The sequence below is a fragment of the Marinobacterium iners genome (assembly GCF_017310015.1).
Taxonomy (GTDB): domain Bacteria; phylum Pseudomonadota; class Gammaproteobacteria; order Pseudomonadales; family Balneatricaceae; genus Marinobacterium; species Marinobacterium iners.
The window spans coordinates 928,201-943,164 of record NZ_CP022297.1 but is presented as its reverse complement, the minus strand read 5'-3'; the positions used below and the strand labels follow the sequence as shown (position 1 = coordinate 943,164).

15 protein-coding genes are annotated in these 14,964 nt (G+C 56.1%); 6 read left to right on the top strand and 9 right to left on the bottom strand.

Going from position 1 to position 14,964, the window contains the following annotated elements; all coding sequences use genetic code 11:
- Positions 1-140 precede the first annotated feature (140 nt).
- From CFI10_RS04580 to CFI10_RS04565, 4 genes are all read left to right on the top strand, one after another.
- Positions 141-1,079 carry a 3-carboxyethylcatechol 2,3-dioxygenase gene (locus CFI10_RS04580; protein WP_206839963.1) on the top strand — a complete coding sequence of 313 codons (939 nt, stop codon included), beginning with the start codon at positions 141-143 and terminating at the stop codon, positions 1,077-1,079.
- A gap of 46 nt (positions 1,080-1,125) precedes the next feature.
- Complete coding sequence (locus CFI10_RS04575; protein WP_206839961.1) at positions 1,126-2,322, top strand: acyl-CoA dehydrogenase family protein; 1,197 nt, start codon at positions 1,126-1,128, stop codon at positions 2,320-2,322.
- Between the two features lie 57 nt (positions 2,323-2,379).
- Positions 2,380-2,931 (top strand): flavin reductase family protein, encoded by a 552-nt coding sequence (locus tag CFI10_RS04570; protein WP_091828138.1) that lies wholly within the window; start codon positions 2,380-2,382, stop codon positions 2,929-2,931.
- Positions 2,932-3,000: 69 nt separating this feature from the next.
- Complete coding sequence (locus CFI10_RS04565) at positions 3,001-3,861, top strand: alpha/beta fold hydrolase (RefSeq protein ID WP_206839958.1); 861 nt, start codon at positions 3,001-3,003, stop codon at positions 3,859-3,861.
- A gap of 35 nt (positions 3,862-3,896) precedes the next feature.
- On the opposite strand, the gene CFI10_RS04560 is transcribed toward CFI10_RS04565, so the two are convergent.
- The 9 genes from CFI10_RS04560 to CFI10_RS04520 all read right to left on the bottom strand — a co-directional run bounded on the left by CFI10_RS04560 (position 3,897) and on the right by CFI10_RS04520 (position 12,936).
- On the bottom strand, positions 3,897-5,651 hold the full coding sequence (locus tag CFI10_RS04560) for a SulP family inorganic anion transporter (protein ID WP_206839957.1): 1,755 nt from the start codon (positions 5,649-5,651) through the stop codon (positions 3,897-3,899).
- A 111-nt stretch (positions 5,652-5,762) separates the two neighbouring features.
- Entirely contained in the window at positions 5,763-6,257 is a 495-nt protein-coding gene (locus tag CFI10_RS04555; protein ID WP_206839954.1) for a universal stress protein, read from the bottom strand.
- Positions 6,258-6,305: 48 nt separating this feature from the next.
- Positions 6,306-7,634, bottom strand: coding sequence for a TRAP transporter large permease (locus CFI10_RS04550; RefSeq protein WP_206839952.1), 1,329 nt, complete (start codon positions 7,632-7,634; stop codon positions 6,306-6,308).
- A 23-nt stretch (positions 7,635-7,657) separates the two neighbouring features.
- Positions 7,658-8,173: a TRAP transporter small permease gene (locus CFI10_RS04545; RefSeq protein ID WP_206839951.1), complete on the bottom strand. Its 516-nt coding sequence runs from the start codon at positions 8,171-8,173 to the stop codon at positions 7,658-7,660.
- 3 nt (positions 8,174-8,176) lie between these two features.
- Positions 8,177-9,220, bottom strand: coding sequence for a TRAP transporter substrate-binding protein (locus CFI10_RS04540; protein WP_206839948.1), 1,044 nt, complete (start codon positions 9,218-9,220; stop codon positions 8,177-8,179).
- Positions 9,221-9,509: 289 nt separating this feature from the next.
- Positions 9,510-10,838 (bottom strand): TRAP transporter large permease, encoded by a 1,329-nt coding sequence (locus CFI10_RS04535; protein WP_206839946.1) that lies wholly within the window; start codon positions 10,836-10,838, stop codon positions 9,510-9,512.
- Positions 10,839-10,861: 23 nt separating this feature from the next.
- Complete coding sequence (locus tag CFI10_RS04530; RefSeq protein WP_091827983.1) at positions 10,862-11,377, bottom strand: TRAP transporter small permease; 516 nt, start codon at positions 11,375-11,377, stop codon at positions 10,862-10,864.
- Positions 11,378-11,380: 3 nt separating this feature from the next.
- Entirely contained in the window at positions 11,381-12,421 is a 1,041-nt protein-coding gene (locus tag CFI10_RS04525) for a TRAP transporter substrate-binding protein (RefSeq protein WP_091827984.1), read from the bottom strand.
- Positions 12,422-12,546: 125 nt separating this feature from the next.
- On the bottom strand, positions 12,547-12,936 hold the full coding sequence (locus CFI10_RS04520; RefSeq protein WP_091827985.1) for a 5-carboxymethyl-2-hydroxymuconate Delta-isomerase: 390 nt from the start codon (positions 12,934-12,936) through the stop codon (positions 12,547-12,549).
- Positions 12,937-13,313: 377 nt separating this feature from the next.
- On the opposite strand from CFI10_RS04520, the gene hpaH reads away from it, so the two are divergent.
- Both hpaH and hpaI read left to right on the top strand, forming a co-directional pair.
- Positions 13,314-14,117, top strand: a complete 804-nt coding sequence (hpaH, locus tag CFI10_RS04515; protein WP_206839944.1) for a 2-oxo-hept-4-ene-1,7-dioate hydratase — start codon at positions 13,314-13,316, stop codon at positions 14,115-14,117.
- 25 nt (positions 14,118-14,142) lie between these two features.
- Positions 14,143-14,949 carry a 4-hydroxy-2-oxoheptanedioate aldolase gene (gene hpaI / locus CFI10_RS04510; RefSeq protein WP_206839942.1) on the top strand — a complete coding sequence of 269 codons (807 nt, stop codon included), beginning with the start codon at positions 14,143-14,145 and terminating at the stop codon, positions 14,947-14,949.
- The last annotated feature ends 15 nt before the right edge of the window (positions 14,950-14,964 follow it).

The window sequence follows — 14,964 nt, the reverse complement described above, 5'->3', positions numbered from 1 at the left end:
AACATGCCACTTTAGTCTTATTACCCTGCCTGTTATTCACATAGCTTTAAATGCAGACCGACTTTGTTTCGGTTTCATTTCTTTCAATACCGGACAGACTATTAAATATCTGCATCCGATAACAAAAACAGGAAGAGATTATGAGTATCATGCTTAAATGCCTGTCGCATACTCCACTGCGCGGTCGCAACGACCCCGGTGCTGATGTTGTGGCTGAAGTGGATGCAGTCCTGACTAAAGCCCGGACAGAAGTGGAAGCCTTCGATCCCGAGCTGATACTGATTTTCGCCCCTGATCACTACAACGGTCTGTTCTACGACCTGATGCCTCCCTTCGTAGTGGCTACTGCAGCCGAATCGGTCGGTGACTACTCCACCCTGCCAGGCACGTTGTCGGTGGATGCCGAACTGGCTCTGGAGCTGACCAAACACCTTATGGACAATGATCTGGATATTTCTCTGTCCCATCGCCTGCAGGTGGATCACGGCTGCACCCAGACCCTGGAAGAGATGACCGGCAGCCTGACCCGCTACCCGGTGATTCCGATCATCATCAACTCGGTGGCACCACCCTTTGTGCCCTATCGTCGCATTCGCAAACTGGGTGAAGCCGTTGGCCAATTCCTTGCCGGGCTGAACAAGCGCGTCCTGATTCTGGGCACTGGCGGCCTGTCGCATGAACCGCCTGTTCCTCTTCTTGCCGAGTCCCCTGCCGAGGTTCAGGAGTTCTTGATCTGTGGCCGCAACCCGACACCAGAAGCCCGCGCTGCCCGTGAGGCACGCACCATTGCTGCCGGCAAGATCTACGGCTCCGAGCTGTGTCAGCAGACTCCGCTGAATGCGGCCTGGGATGAAGCGTTCATCGAACTCCTGCTCAGCGGTGAGCTGGATCAGGTGGATGAGTTCGATATCCAGCAGATCTCGGCAGAGGCAGGGCGCTCAACACACGAAGTTCGCACTTGGGTAGCCGCCTTTGCAGCACTTGCCGCTGTAGGCCCTTACCAGGCACGCAAGGACTACTACCGACCGATCAATGAATGGATTGCGGGCTACGGCGTGGTCAGCGCCACTCCCGCCTGAGCTGACCACAGCTGAACAATAAAATATATTTTCAGGAGAGACCGATATGAACGCTATCGTCACCCAGATTCCGACCGAAGAAGAGATCGTACAACGCGCCCGCGACATGATCCCCATGCTGCGCGAACGTGCCGATGCCTGTGAGCAGGCCCGCATGGTCCCGAAAGAAACCATTCAGGCATTCCAGGAAGCCGGATTCTTCAAAATTCTGCAGCCCAAGCGCTGGGGCGGCTATGAAATGAACCCCAACACGCTTAACCGCGTTCTGATCGAACTGGCGCGCGGCTGCCCGTCCAGCGCCTGGAACGTGATGGTGCTGGGTGTCCACCCCTTTGAGGTAGGTTTGTTGCCTGAGCAGGTGGGCGACGAACTGTGGAGCGATGACAATACGCGCCTGGTTTCCTCTTCCTACGCACCGTTTGGTACTGTGGATGCGGTTGAAGGCGGTTATCGCCTGAACGGCGAGTGGCTGACTTCCAGCGGCTGCGACCATGCCGAAGGTGGTGCTTTTGTAGGTGGTCGGGTACAGGAGAACGGCGAGATGGTATTCCGCTCCTTCTGGATCCAGCGCGAACAGATCGAAGAGATCGTTGATGACTGGCACGTGGTCGGGCTGGCCGGCACTGGCAGCAAAAAGCTGGTGATCAAGGACGTTTTCGTACCAGCTTACCGCAGCCACGTGATCGGCGCCTACGACCAGGAATCCCACGGCCATGTGGAAAACCTGTATAAGGTCCCCTTCTTCTTCGTGTTCTACGCAGCCGTATCGTCCGTCATCATCGGCATGGCCCGTGGCATGGTCGATCTGTATGTGGAACATATGGTGCCGCGCCAGAACCTCAATCAGGCAGTGGGAGCTGCGGTCAACGATCCGTTCATCAAGGGCAAACTGGGCGAAGCCTTCGCCAAGATCACGGCGGCCGAAGCCCGCGTGCTTTCCAACACCGATGAGGCCTGGAGCTACGCTTCCCGTGGCGAACTGGTGCCGACCGATGTGCGTGTACGCCACTTCGCTACCAACCAGTTTACCGGTGGTGACTGCTTCGATGCGGCACATATGATCTTCAAAAAGACATCCACCCGCGGTGTCTGGCTCAACAATCCGATGCAGCGTCAGATGCGCGACATCCTGGTGGGTGCCAACCATATCACCCAGAACCAGGACAACATCGGTGACCTGCTCGGCGGTCAGCTGCTGGGCAACCCGCTACCCCAGCCCAACCCGTTTGGCGTCAAGGCCTGATGCTGTTGCCCCCGGCAGAAAGCCGGGGGCTTCTGATCCATAACAAGAGATAGCGCCATGAATCAGCACATCAACCAGTTGCTCGACTGGACACCCAACACCGAGCTGAATGAGAAACCGATGGTCAGCGCCGAAGAACACTGCCGGGGCATGCGACACTTCGCCATGGGCGTAAGTACCATTACCAGCGGTGACGACAAGGCACGCGCCGGTTTGACTGCTACGGCGGTCTGCTCAGTAACCGCCGACCCTCCTCGCCTGGTTGTCTTCGTCAACAAGGGCGTTTATGCCAGCGAACTGATCCTGAAAACCGGTGCCCTCTGCGTCAACGTCTTGGCTGGTGAGCAGGAAGACGTTGCCAAGGCCTTCGCCGGCATGATCAAGGACGTACAGGGTGAAGCCCGCTTTGAATATGGCCAATGGGATACACTGGCTACTGGCGCACCAACACTGCAGAGTGCACTGGCCAATTTTGATTGCCGCGTGGTCAAGGTATTTGACGAAAGCACCCATCATGCCTTCCTGTGTGAGGTGCTTGGGATGCGCGAGCGCGAAGATGGCGAAGCGCTGATCTACCTCAACGGCGGCTTCCGGCAGATTCCGCAGTAACACGGACCTCGTTTTACACTCACCCTGGCCCATGCCGGGGTGTACTGCTTTAAGAGACTGGAGAATTAAATGAGCATCAACATCACTGAAGCCGACAGCAGCCACTTCATCGACATTACTCTGGATGGCCAGCCGCTCAAGCTGCACTACAACGACTGCGGCGAAGGCAGCGAAACGGTAGTCATGCTGCACGGCTCCGGCCCCGGTGCCAGCGGTTGGGCCAACTTCAACCGTAATATTGAACCGCTGGTCAACGCCGGTTACCGTGTCATTCTGCTCGACTGCCCCGGCTGGAGCAAAAGTGACTCCATCGTCTGCACCAGCTCACGTTCCGATTTGAACGCCCGTGCCCTTAAAGAAGTCGTCGATGCACTGGGGCTGGACAAAATCCATATCCTCGGTAACTCCATGGGGGGCCACAGCGCCGTGGCCTTTACCCTGGAAAATCCCGAGCGTGTGGGCAAGCTGGTCCTGATGGGCGGTGGCACCGGTGGTGCCAGCCTGTTCACACCAATGCCGGCAGAGGGGATCAAGCTGCTGCAGGGTCTATACCGTGACCCGACCATCGAGAACCTGAAGAAGATGATGTCGGTGTTTGTGTTTGACACCGGCGACCTGACCGAAGAGCTGTTCCAAGCCCGTCTGGACAACATGCTCAAGCGCCGCGACCATCTGGAAAACTTCGTCAAGAGTCTTGAAGCCAACCCGAAACAGTTCCCGGACTTCAGCCCGCGCCTACCCGAAATCAAGCAGCAAACATTGGTCATCTGGGGCCGCAACGATCGCTTTGTACCGATGGACACGGGCCTGCGCCTGATTGCCGGCATTCCCAACTCCGAGCTGCATATTTTCAACCAGTGTGGTCACTGGGCTCAATGGGAACATGCCGACAAGTTCAACCGCATGGTGCTGGACTTCCTTCAGCACTGAGTCACAGTACTGACAAGCAGCAACGCCCGCCTCGCTCACACCTTTTCGGGTGGCGGTGGTGGGCAGTCTGAGAAAATACGTACCGTACAACTGTCACAGCGATCCCGGTCCAACATTGGGATCAGATCGGCCAGCGCCGTTTTGGGCGTTTCATAGAAATGATCGTCGCCCAACGACTTCAGTGCCCCTGTGCGCTCCAGCTCATCCATTACCGTGCCCTTCAGTGAGCAGATCATCAGTTTTCCACCCAACCGCTCCAGCCGGTTGATCTCCTGATGCAGCATCTCGACACCGGCCACATCAATGAAGTTGATTCCCTTACCCACCAGCAAGATATGGCGCACTCCACTGCCTGGAGCCGTCAACTGCCGAATCTGCTGCTGCACATGGTCCACCGCACCAAAAAACAGCGATCCATCCACCCGGATGATCTTAAGCTGTGGGCACTCTTCAAGATTGTAGCGCTGAATATTGCGCATATGCCGACGCTCACTTTGCTGCAATGGAGCTACACGCACGATCCGTGGCTGAGACGTGCGCCGCAGGTAGATCGCCAGCGACAGCAGCACACCAATATAGATGGCGAATTCCAGCTCAACCAACAAGGTAGAAAACAGAGTCACCAGCAGGATCGCCGCTTCGGAGCGGCTGCTGGAGAGAATATGACGGATACTGCCAAAATCGATCAGATTCCAGGAAATCAGCAGAATGGAACCCGCCATGACCGACAGTGGCAGACGCTCGGTAATCGCCGGGGCCATCACCACAACCAGTGCCAGCATTACTGAGGCAAAGACAGTTGCCAATGGCGTACGCGCTCCTGCATCGTAGTTGGCACCGGAGCGGGTGAAAGAGCCGGTGCTGGCAAAGCAACTGAAGAAACTGCCTACCAGATTCGACATCCCCTGCCCGATCAACTCCTGATTGCCGTGAATATGCTGCTGAGAACGCACCGCTATCGCACGAGCGATCGACACCGCTTCGATCAACCCAAGCAAAGCTACCGCCAGCGCCCCCGAAGCCAGTGATTTTAGGCTGGCAAAGGAAAACTCGGGCAGCGATGGTACCGGTAGCTGCCCCGGCAATGCCCCCACATACCCCACCCTGCTGCCATCACTGTCCAGCAGAAAGCAGGCCAGACTGCCAGCGGCCATGCCGAGCAACAAATAAGGTAAACGGCGATTGATGCTGCGAACCACTACCGCAACAAGTATGGTAATCACCCCGGCCTGCACCGCGACCAGGTTGACCGACTCCCAGTGCGCCCAAAGTTGTTCAATGGTTTGCCAAAGAGATAGCCCTGAACCAAGCTCTACCCCCAACAGGTGCTTGAGCTGACTGGCGGCAATCAGAACCGCCGCCCCAGCAGTAAAACCGATCACCACCGTATGTGATATGAAATTGACCAGCGTACCAAGCCTGAATACACCCAGTGCCAACTGAATCACCCCCGTCAGCAGGGTCAGACTGATCATCAGTGCGATGTACTGCTCAGGCGTGTGGCTGCCCAACCCATTGATCACGCTCATCACAACAATTGCGAGTGCGGCCGTCGGACCCGAGACGAGATGCCAGGATGAACCGAACAACACGGCAACGGAGCAAGAGACAATAGCCGTATAGATGCCATACTCAGGCGGCAGCCCGGCAATGAAGGCATAGGCCACCGCCTGCGGCAGCACCAGCACCAGCCCGGTCAGGCCAGCCATGAAGTCGGCCTTTAAGCTGTCCGGTGTAATTTGGCCACGCCAGCGCAGAAACGGCAAAAACTTCAGGATCAAGGGGGACATAACACCATCCCGTCAGGAAAATTCGGATGCGTATAGTGGCAGCTTAGGGCGGAAGAGACAAAAATGGGGCAATAAGCCCCATTTTTTAATTAACTGCAATCGCGTAACTGTTCACTTAGTACCCAAAGGCACAACCAGTACTGGACGTTTTGAATGCCCAAGCGTTTTGGTTGCCGTAGAGCCCAGCAGCATCTGCCCGATGGAGCTGTGCTTGCGCGTACCCATCACGATCACATCCGCATTGATTTCATCGGCAACCTTCAGAATGGTTCTCCAGGGTGTACCTTCCTCAACACGGGCGTTAATGTTCTTGAGACTCAGGACTTCATGCTCTTCCAGCTCATCCGCACAGAAACGCTCAATACGCTCCTGAATCTTCTCACTGAACTGTTCCACACCCTTTTTCAGCAGCTCATCCATCTCTTCCTTTTCCATCATGTTGCTCAGCACGCTGCGGGTGGTGCCCGACAGCGACTCGATAACATGCAGATAGGTGATCTGGGAATCGGAGTAATGACCACACAGGCTTACCGCAGCGCGGAATGCCGGACGGGAGCCACTTTCAAGATCGGATACGTACAGAATCTTTTTTACATCTGGCAACATTGTTGAACTCCTTATCGGTACAAAGACCCGTTCGGACGCTGCACCGCCTTAGCGGTACAGCACCTCTGGCAGGATAAGCGCAATGGACGGGATGAAGATAATCAGCATCAGGCGCACGATATCCGCCATCCAGAAGGGTGTCACGCCCTTGAATATAGTCCCTGTTTTGATATCCCGCAGCACTGCACTGAGCACAAATACGTTCATGCCCACCGGAGGCGTGATAAGACTGATCTCGGTCACAACTACCACGACGATACCGAACCACACCAGGTCATAGCCAAGCGAAGCAACAACCGGATAGAACACCGGCACCGTCAGCAGCATCATCGACAGGCTCTCGAACACCATGCCCAGCACGATGTAGATCCCCATGATGGCAAAGATCACCACGATTGGCGCAACGTCCATGGAGGTCACGAAGTTCAGCAACATGTCCGGCAGACCCGCACGGTTGATGAAGTCGGAGAAGATCAATGCACCGATCACCACCGCGAACAGCATCGCCGAGGTGCGGGCTGTATCCGCCAGAGTGTCGAACAGGGTCGACAGTGTCAGACGGCCTCGGAACAGAGTGATCAGGAAGGCACCACCGGCACCAATGCCAGCCGCTTCGGTCGGGGTGAACACACCCAGATAAATGCCGCCCATCACCACAGTGAACAGAATCAGAACACCCCAGACGCCTCTCAGCGCGACCAGTCGTTCAGACCACGGGGTCTTTTCACCGGCAGGGCCGGCTTTGGGGTTGCGCCAGACTACATAGCGTACCGCTGCCAAGTACAGCAGAATACCCAGGAAGCCGGGAATAAAGCCGGCCGCAAACAGTTCACGGATGGAGGACTCCGTCAGCAGGCCGTAGATCACCAGAATTACGCTGGGCGGAATCAAAATACCCAGTGTGCCACCTGCCGCAATGGAGGCCGCCGCCAGCGAGTCTGCATAGCCATACTTGCGCATCGGCGGCATCGCCACCTTGGACATGGTGGCCGAGGTGGCCAGACTGGAACCACAGATGGCAGAGAAACCACCGCAGGCAACGATGGTCGCCATCGACAAACCACCCTTGCGATGCCCCAGAAACGCATGGGAAACCCGATACAACTCATGCGACAAACCAGAACGTGTTACCAGGTTGCCCATCAGAATGAACAGCGGAATCACCGACAGGCTGTATTCCTGTACGGTGTCGACAACACGGTTGGAGGCCATCGACAGCGGACCAGTCCAGCGGAAGCTGTCCAGATTTCCAAATTCCAGCCCCATCAAGGCCGAAAAACCAAAAAAACCGACCAGACCCATGGCGAATGCGATCGGCATCCGCACCACAATGATCAGAAAAAGCAGAACGGCAAAGCCGATCAAGATAACTGACATAATTCTACCCGTACCGGTTCTGGTTAGTGTTTATCCTGGAACAGGATGCGATACACGCCATAGGTGATCATGCCGAACGCGGTGGCCCAGCTCATCACGGCGATGTACATCACCACGTAACCGCTGGGCATCCCCAGAAACTCGGTCACGACTCCACGCCCAATCGAACGCTCACCCAGTTCGAAAATGCGCCAGGCCAGAAAATACAGTGAAGAGGACATCACCAACGCGGCAAACAGCGCCAGCACCTTTACAATCACCGATCCCAGAAAGCGATCCAGCAGATCGACCACAATGTGGCCCCCGCGCCAGGTCACTACCGGCATGGCCGCAAACACCATCACGGCCAGACCAATCTCGGTCAGCTCTGTACCTCCATGTAACGGGCTGTTGAATACATAACGGCCGACCACGTCAACACAGGTCAGTCCCATTAGAATAAACAGTACAGCAGACGACACCAGTTCAAGAAAAAAGGCCAGCCATTTGGCCGGCCCCTTCTCGTCATAGTGCGTATTCAACCAAGCACCGAATGACATGGATCACTCCTGTTTTTGAGCTTCGTACTCACGTGCGATTTTGCGCATCTCAGCCAGAGCCGCTGCGGCATCAACATCACGGTCGGAAACACTGTCGATCCAGACCTGATCCATGCCGTCAGCCAGCTTGTTGAACTGCTGTACGAATGCAGAAGACTCATCATGCTCAACTACGTTTACACCCTGTTCACGTGCAAAGGCCAGACCATCGATATCGGCCTGTTCCCACGCCTGGCCTGCCAGTACAGACAGTTTTTCACCGGACACGCTCATGATCGCTTCGCGATCTTTCGGGTCCAGATCAGCCAGGAAGTCCGGGTTGATGAACATGGAGAAAGTACCTAGGTACATGCCGCCCGGGATCACATTCAGGGTATTGGTCACTTCAGCAAGACGCTGGGCCTTCTGCTCGCCCAGGGGCAGCAGTGCTCCATCGATAACACCCTGCTGCATCATCTCGTACACTTTGGTGGCCGGAGCTGCAACCGGGGCAATGCCCATGCGCTCACCGATCTCGGCTTGAACGCCACCACCGATGCGGATTTTCTTGCCCTTAAGTTCACCGATGCTATTGATCGGAGAAGTGGTCATCAGCTGGCCCGGACCATGAGTAAACATGCCCAGCAGCTCAAGACCTTCAAATTCATTCGCTTTGTCGAAGTATTTCTGTTGTACGTTCCACAGGGCAACAGAGGCAGCTTCGGCGCCTACGCCCATGCCCGGCTGTTCAGCCGCGATTGGCAGCTTGAAGCGGCCCGGTACATAACCGTGATAGCTGAAGCCAGCATCGATTACGCCGTCTTCAACCAGCTGGAAATAGGTTTTCGGGTGACCTACATCATATTCAATCTTGACTTCGACACGACCTTCAGTGGCTTCTTCAACCCACTTCGCCCAGGTCGGCCATACGACAGCGTTCTGTACCGCTGTCGGCGGCAGCCAGGTACCAACGATCAGTGTGGTGTCAGCTGCCAGCACATTGGCTGATGCAGACAGACCCACAGCCAGCGCTGCAGCTTTGGTGGCAAATTTTATTGTTTTAATCATGGTATTGCTCCTGCTTGTTGTGGTTATACGCGTTGTGATACTTATAAGTATAGTTGGTTCACAATTATTGTATCATTTTATCGTTTTAAGCAAATAGCTGTTGCCACTTTCGTTACAAAAGTTGCTCAACGCTTCTGCTTCAGTCCCAGTAGCAGTCAACGGAAGTGCTGCTGCAGACCCGACTCCGTTTAGTGGAGTTCCAAGTCTGAAACTACAGACAGTTTGACAACCAGACAAGTGTAATCTTCGTAACACTTTCGCCCACCCGTCCCTGGGTGAGCAGCAGCTTCTAGCGGTACAGCACCTCTGGCAGGATAAGCGCAATGGACGGGATGAAGATGATCAGCATCAGGCGCACAATATCCGCCATCCAGAAGGGTGTCACGCCCTTGAATATAGTCCCTGTTTTGATATCACGCAGCACCGCACTGAGCACAAACACGTTCATGCCCACCGGCGGCGTGATAAGACTGATCTCGGTCACAACCACCACCACGATGCCAAACCACACCAGGTCATAGCCAAGCGAAGCGACCACCGGGTAGAACACCGGCACTGTCAGCAGCATCATCGACAGGCTCTCGAACACCATGCCCAGCACGATGTAGATCCCCATGATCGCGAAGATCACCACGATCGGCGCCACATCCATGGAGGTCACGAACTCCAGCAGCATGTCCGGCAGACCGGCACGGTTGATGAAGTCGGAGAAGATCAGCGCACCGATCACCACTGCAAACAGCATCGCCGAGGTGCGCGCCGTATCCGCCAGGGTGTCGAACAGGGTCGCCAACGTCAGGCGGCCGCGGAACAGCGTGATCAGGAAGGCACCACCGGCGCCAATGCCGGCCGCTTCGGTCGGGGTGAATACACCCAGGTAGATGCCGCCCATCACCACGGTGAACAGGATCAGTACACCCCACACACCCTTCAGCGCATCCAGACGCTCGGGCCAGGAGGTCTTCTCACCGGCCGGGCCCGCCTTCGGATTGCGCCAGACCACATAGCGTACTGCCACCAGATACAGCAGGATGCCGAGAAAACCGGGAATGAAGCCGGCCGCAAACAGCTCACGGATGGAGGACTCGGTCAGCAGACCGTAAATCACCAGAATCACGCTCGGCGGAATCAAGATACCCAGCGTGCCACCGGCCGCAATGGAGGCCGCCGCCAGCGAGTCGGCGTAGCCGTACTTGCGCATCGGCGGCATTGCCACCTTGGACATGGTAGCCGAGGTGGCCAGACTGGAACCACAGATGGCGGAGAAGCCGCCACAGGCCACGATGGTGGCCATGGACAGACCGCCCTTGCGGTGTCCCAGAAACGCATGGGAAACCCGATACAACTCATGCGACAAACCAGAACGTGTTACCAGGTTGCCCATCAGAATGAACAGCGGAATCACCGACAGGCTGTATTCCTGTACGGTGTCGATCACGCGGTTGGAGGCCATCGACAGCGGGCCAGTCCAGCGGAAGCTGTCCAGATTTCCAAATTCCAGCCCCATCAAGGCCGAAAAACCAAAAAAACCGACCAGACCCATGGCGAATGCGATCGGCATCCGCACCACAATGATCAGAAAAAGCAGAACGGCAAAGCCGATCAAGATAACTGACATAATTCTACCCGTACCGGTTCTGGTTAGTGTTTATCCTGAAACAGGATGCGATACACGCCATAGGTGATCATGCCGAACGCGGTGGCCCAGCTCATCACGGCGATGTACATCACCACGTAACCGCTGGGCATCCCCAGAAACTCGGTCACGACTCCACGCCCAATCGAACGCTCACCCAGTTCGAAAATGCGCCAGGCCAGAAAATACAGTGAAGAGGACATCACCAACGCGGCAAACAGCGCCAGCACCTTTACAATCACCGATCCCAGAAAGCGATCCAGCAGATCGACCACAATGTGGCCCCCGCGCCAGGTCACTACCGGCATGGCCGCAAACACCATCACGGCCAGACCGATCTCGGTCAGCTCGGTACCGCCGTGCAGCGGGCTGTTGAACAGGTAACGGCCTATGACATCGACACAGGTCAATGCCATTAGAATGAACAGAACGAGGGAAGCCACTGCTTCGAGGAAAAAGGCCAACCACAAGGCTGGCCCCTTCTCGTCGTAGTGCTCCTTAATCCAGGCACTTACGGACATGGATCACTCCTGCTTCTGAGCTTCGTACTCGCGTGCGATACTGCGCAACTCTTCCAGAGCGGCACGGGCATCAACACCACGGTCGGAAACACTCTCGATCCAGGCGTCGTCCATACCCTTGATCAACTCATTGAACTCTTGTACCAATGCAGAGTCGGCTGTCAGATCATTGATCGTTACACCGGCTGCACGGGCCGCCTCAAAGCCCTCTTTATCTGCCTCATCCCAGGCACGACCGGCCAAAGCAGACAGTTTTTCACCGGATACGCTCATAATGGCTTCGGCATCTTTCGGGTCCAGCTCTTCCAGGAAGTAAGGGTCGATGAACATGGAGAAGCTGCCCAAATACATGCCACCCGGCAGCACGGTCAGGTTCGGTGCCACTTCAGTCAAACGCAGCGCTTTCTGCTCGGTTACCGGCATGAACACACCATCGATAACACCCTGCTGCATCATTTCATAGACCTTGGAGCCAGGGGCTGCAACAGGGGTGATGCCGATGCGCTCACCGATTTCGGTCTGCACACCGCCACCGATGCGGATTTTTTTGCCCTTCAGGTCAGCCAGGCTGTTGATCGGGTCGATGGAGTGAATCTGACCAGGACCATGCGTCAGCATGGCCAGCAGCGTCAGGCCTTCAAACTCGCCTGCATCGGCGAAATATTTTTCCTGCACACGCCACAGCGCAACAGATGCCGCCTCGGCGCTGACACCCAGCCCCGGCTGTTCAACGGCGATTGGCAGTTTGAAGCGACCCGGCACATAGCCGTGATAACTCCAGCCCGCATTGATGACGCCATCTTCAACCAGCTGGAAGTAGGTCTTGGGATGCCCGACATCCTGCTCGATCTTGACCTTGACACGCCCTTCGGTCGCCTCCTCAACCCACTCGGCCCAAGTCGGCCACACAATGGTGTTCATCGGGTTACCAGGCGGCTGCCAGGTACCGACTACCAGTGTCGTTTCTGCGGATGCGCTCGCTGATGCAGCCATCCCCAGTGTCAGGGCAGCAGCGCCCACCAGCGACTTGAAAAAGGTTTTCATGGTCTGTCTCCTGAATCTAAAGTCTGTTGCTCGGAAGTGGTTTAAAGGCCGTTTATCCAGCCAATATCGGGCCTGATACGGTGCTCCGCTCTGGCCACGCTTGTTATGTATTCGCCGGCTGCCGCTCAGGATTTGGCGGCAAACAGGGCGTGAATATTGTTCTTATTGAACTTGAGCACAGGGTCAAGCTCAGTCATTTCAAACGAAATCTGGCAGTAACTGTTGTCGGTGATCGGTTTCATCCAATCGCACAAAATACGAAAGACGTTTTCCGCAACCTCCTGCTTCAGCGCCATATCTCGGCCATGTCCGATCTTCAGGTTCAGGTTCAGGAACGCAAAGTCCTCACGACCGTCAGCCACCCGAAAATCGTTACAGCGAATGGCACGGCTGCGCACGCCACCCAGCGGAAAGTGTCCGGTGGACACCACATATTCATGCAGCGCCTTGAACAGTTCCTGGAATTCCAGTCGATCGTGCAGGTTGCCAGAATACTCAACGATAAAATGGGGCATGGCTCCACTCCTCCAGATGATGGATGCGCCTGCAGAACCGGACCACATGGAAGTCCCGGCACTACGGCCAAACAGGCCGAATCTAATTAACATATTAACTTTTGTCAATACGATGACAGCGACACCTGCACAGCTTTTGGGCGCGCCGTGCACAAGAATAGATCCGCCAAAAATCGGCCTGACATTGTCGCAGATAGCGTTATGCCTGTGTGGACAAGTTGCCATGAGGTTCACTCTGTGCACCGCACAATGGCACGAATCAGCGTGAGGTATTGACTTACTTAACATCTTAACTAAAATGAATTTCAGATAACCTGTGCAGGAAAACATGGCACAGAGCGCGAACAAACCGGACAACAAGAAAGGTGCATCCGAGCATGTTGAATAAAGAGCAGATCCAGGCCGCGGCCGATCGTCTGTATGAAGCCGAAGTCAACCGCAAGCAGATTCCGGCGCTCACACTGGACCACCCCGATATGAACATGGCTGACGCCTATGCCGTGCAGAAAGCCTGGGTTGATCGCAAGATCAGTGAAGGACGCAAGGTGATCGGTTACAAAATCGGCCTGACTTCTCGCGCCATGCAGATGTCCTCCAACATCGACGAGCCAGACTATGGCGTGTTGCTGGACGACATGTTGTTTGATGACGGCGCTACCATCAAGGCATCCGACTTCCTCGACCCGCGTATCGAAGTGGAGCTCGCTTTTGTTCTGAACAAGCCGTTGTTTGGCGAGAACGTCACCATTTTTGATGTCATCAACGCCACTGACTACGTCATCCCGTCGCTGGAGCTGATTGCCGCTCGCTGCCTGCGTACTGATCCGGAAACCGGCTACACTCGAAAGGTGTATGACACCATTTCCGACAACGCAGCCAACGCCGGCATCGTTATGGGCGGACGCCCGATCAAGCCGATGGACATCGATCTGCGCTGGGCCGGTTGCATGCTATACCTGAATGGTCAGATCGAAGAAACCGGCCTTGCCGGCGGCGTACTGGGCAACCCGCTGAAAGGGATCACCTGGGTATGCAAGCGTTTTGCACCACACGGTATTGGCCTGGAGCCTGGTCAGGTGATTCTGTCCGGTTCCTTTACCCGTCCGGTACCGGTCAAGGCCGGCGATACCGTTCACGCCGATTTCGGCTCTTTGGGCGGTGTGACACTGCACTTCGAATAAGCTTGTGCCGACAGGAGATCGCAGTATGGAACTGCCGAAAAACCGCTTCAAGCAAGGTCTAGCCACCGGCGAAACCCAGTACGGCCTGTGGCTGGGTCTGCCGGACAACAGCGCGGCTGAAATCGCCGCCGTTGCCGGTTTCGACTGGCTGCTGATCGATGGTGAGCATGCACCTTTCGATCTGCGCACCATCATGAGCCACCTGCAGGCGATCGCACCTTATGACACCGCACCGATCGTGCGCTGCGTTGAAGGCGATACCGCTCTGATCAAGCAGCTGCTCGACATCGGCGTACAGACACTGCTGGTTCCCATGGTGGAAACCGCCGAGCAGGCGGCTCAGCTGGTACAAGCGGTACGATACCCGCCACAGGGCATTCGTGGCCTGGGCACTTCCCTGGCCCGCGCCGCACGCTGGAACCAGGTGCCGGGTTACCTGAAAAAGGCCAACGATGAAATCTGCCTGATCGTTCAGGTGGAGACCGCAAGCGCCATGCAGAATCTGGACGCTATCCTGGCGGTGGAAGGTGTCGATGGCGTATTCATCGGACCGTCCGACCTGTCTGCCTCCATGGGCTATATCGGTGATGCCGGCAACCCGGTGGTGGTCGAGACCATCAACAAGGGGCTGAACAAGATTCGCGATGCCGGCAAGTATGCCGGCCTGCTCTGCCTGGACCCGTCCCTGGCAGAGACCTATGTCCAGCAGGGTGCCAACTTCGTGGGTGTCGGTGTCGACACCATGATTCTGGCCAACGAAACCCGCAAGCTGGCACAGCGCTTCAAACAGGGCGCTCCGGTTGAAGACGAAAAACCTCAGGCCGGCTATTAATTGCCGGTCATAACA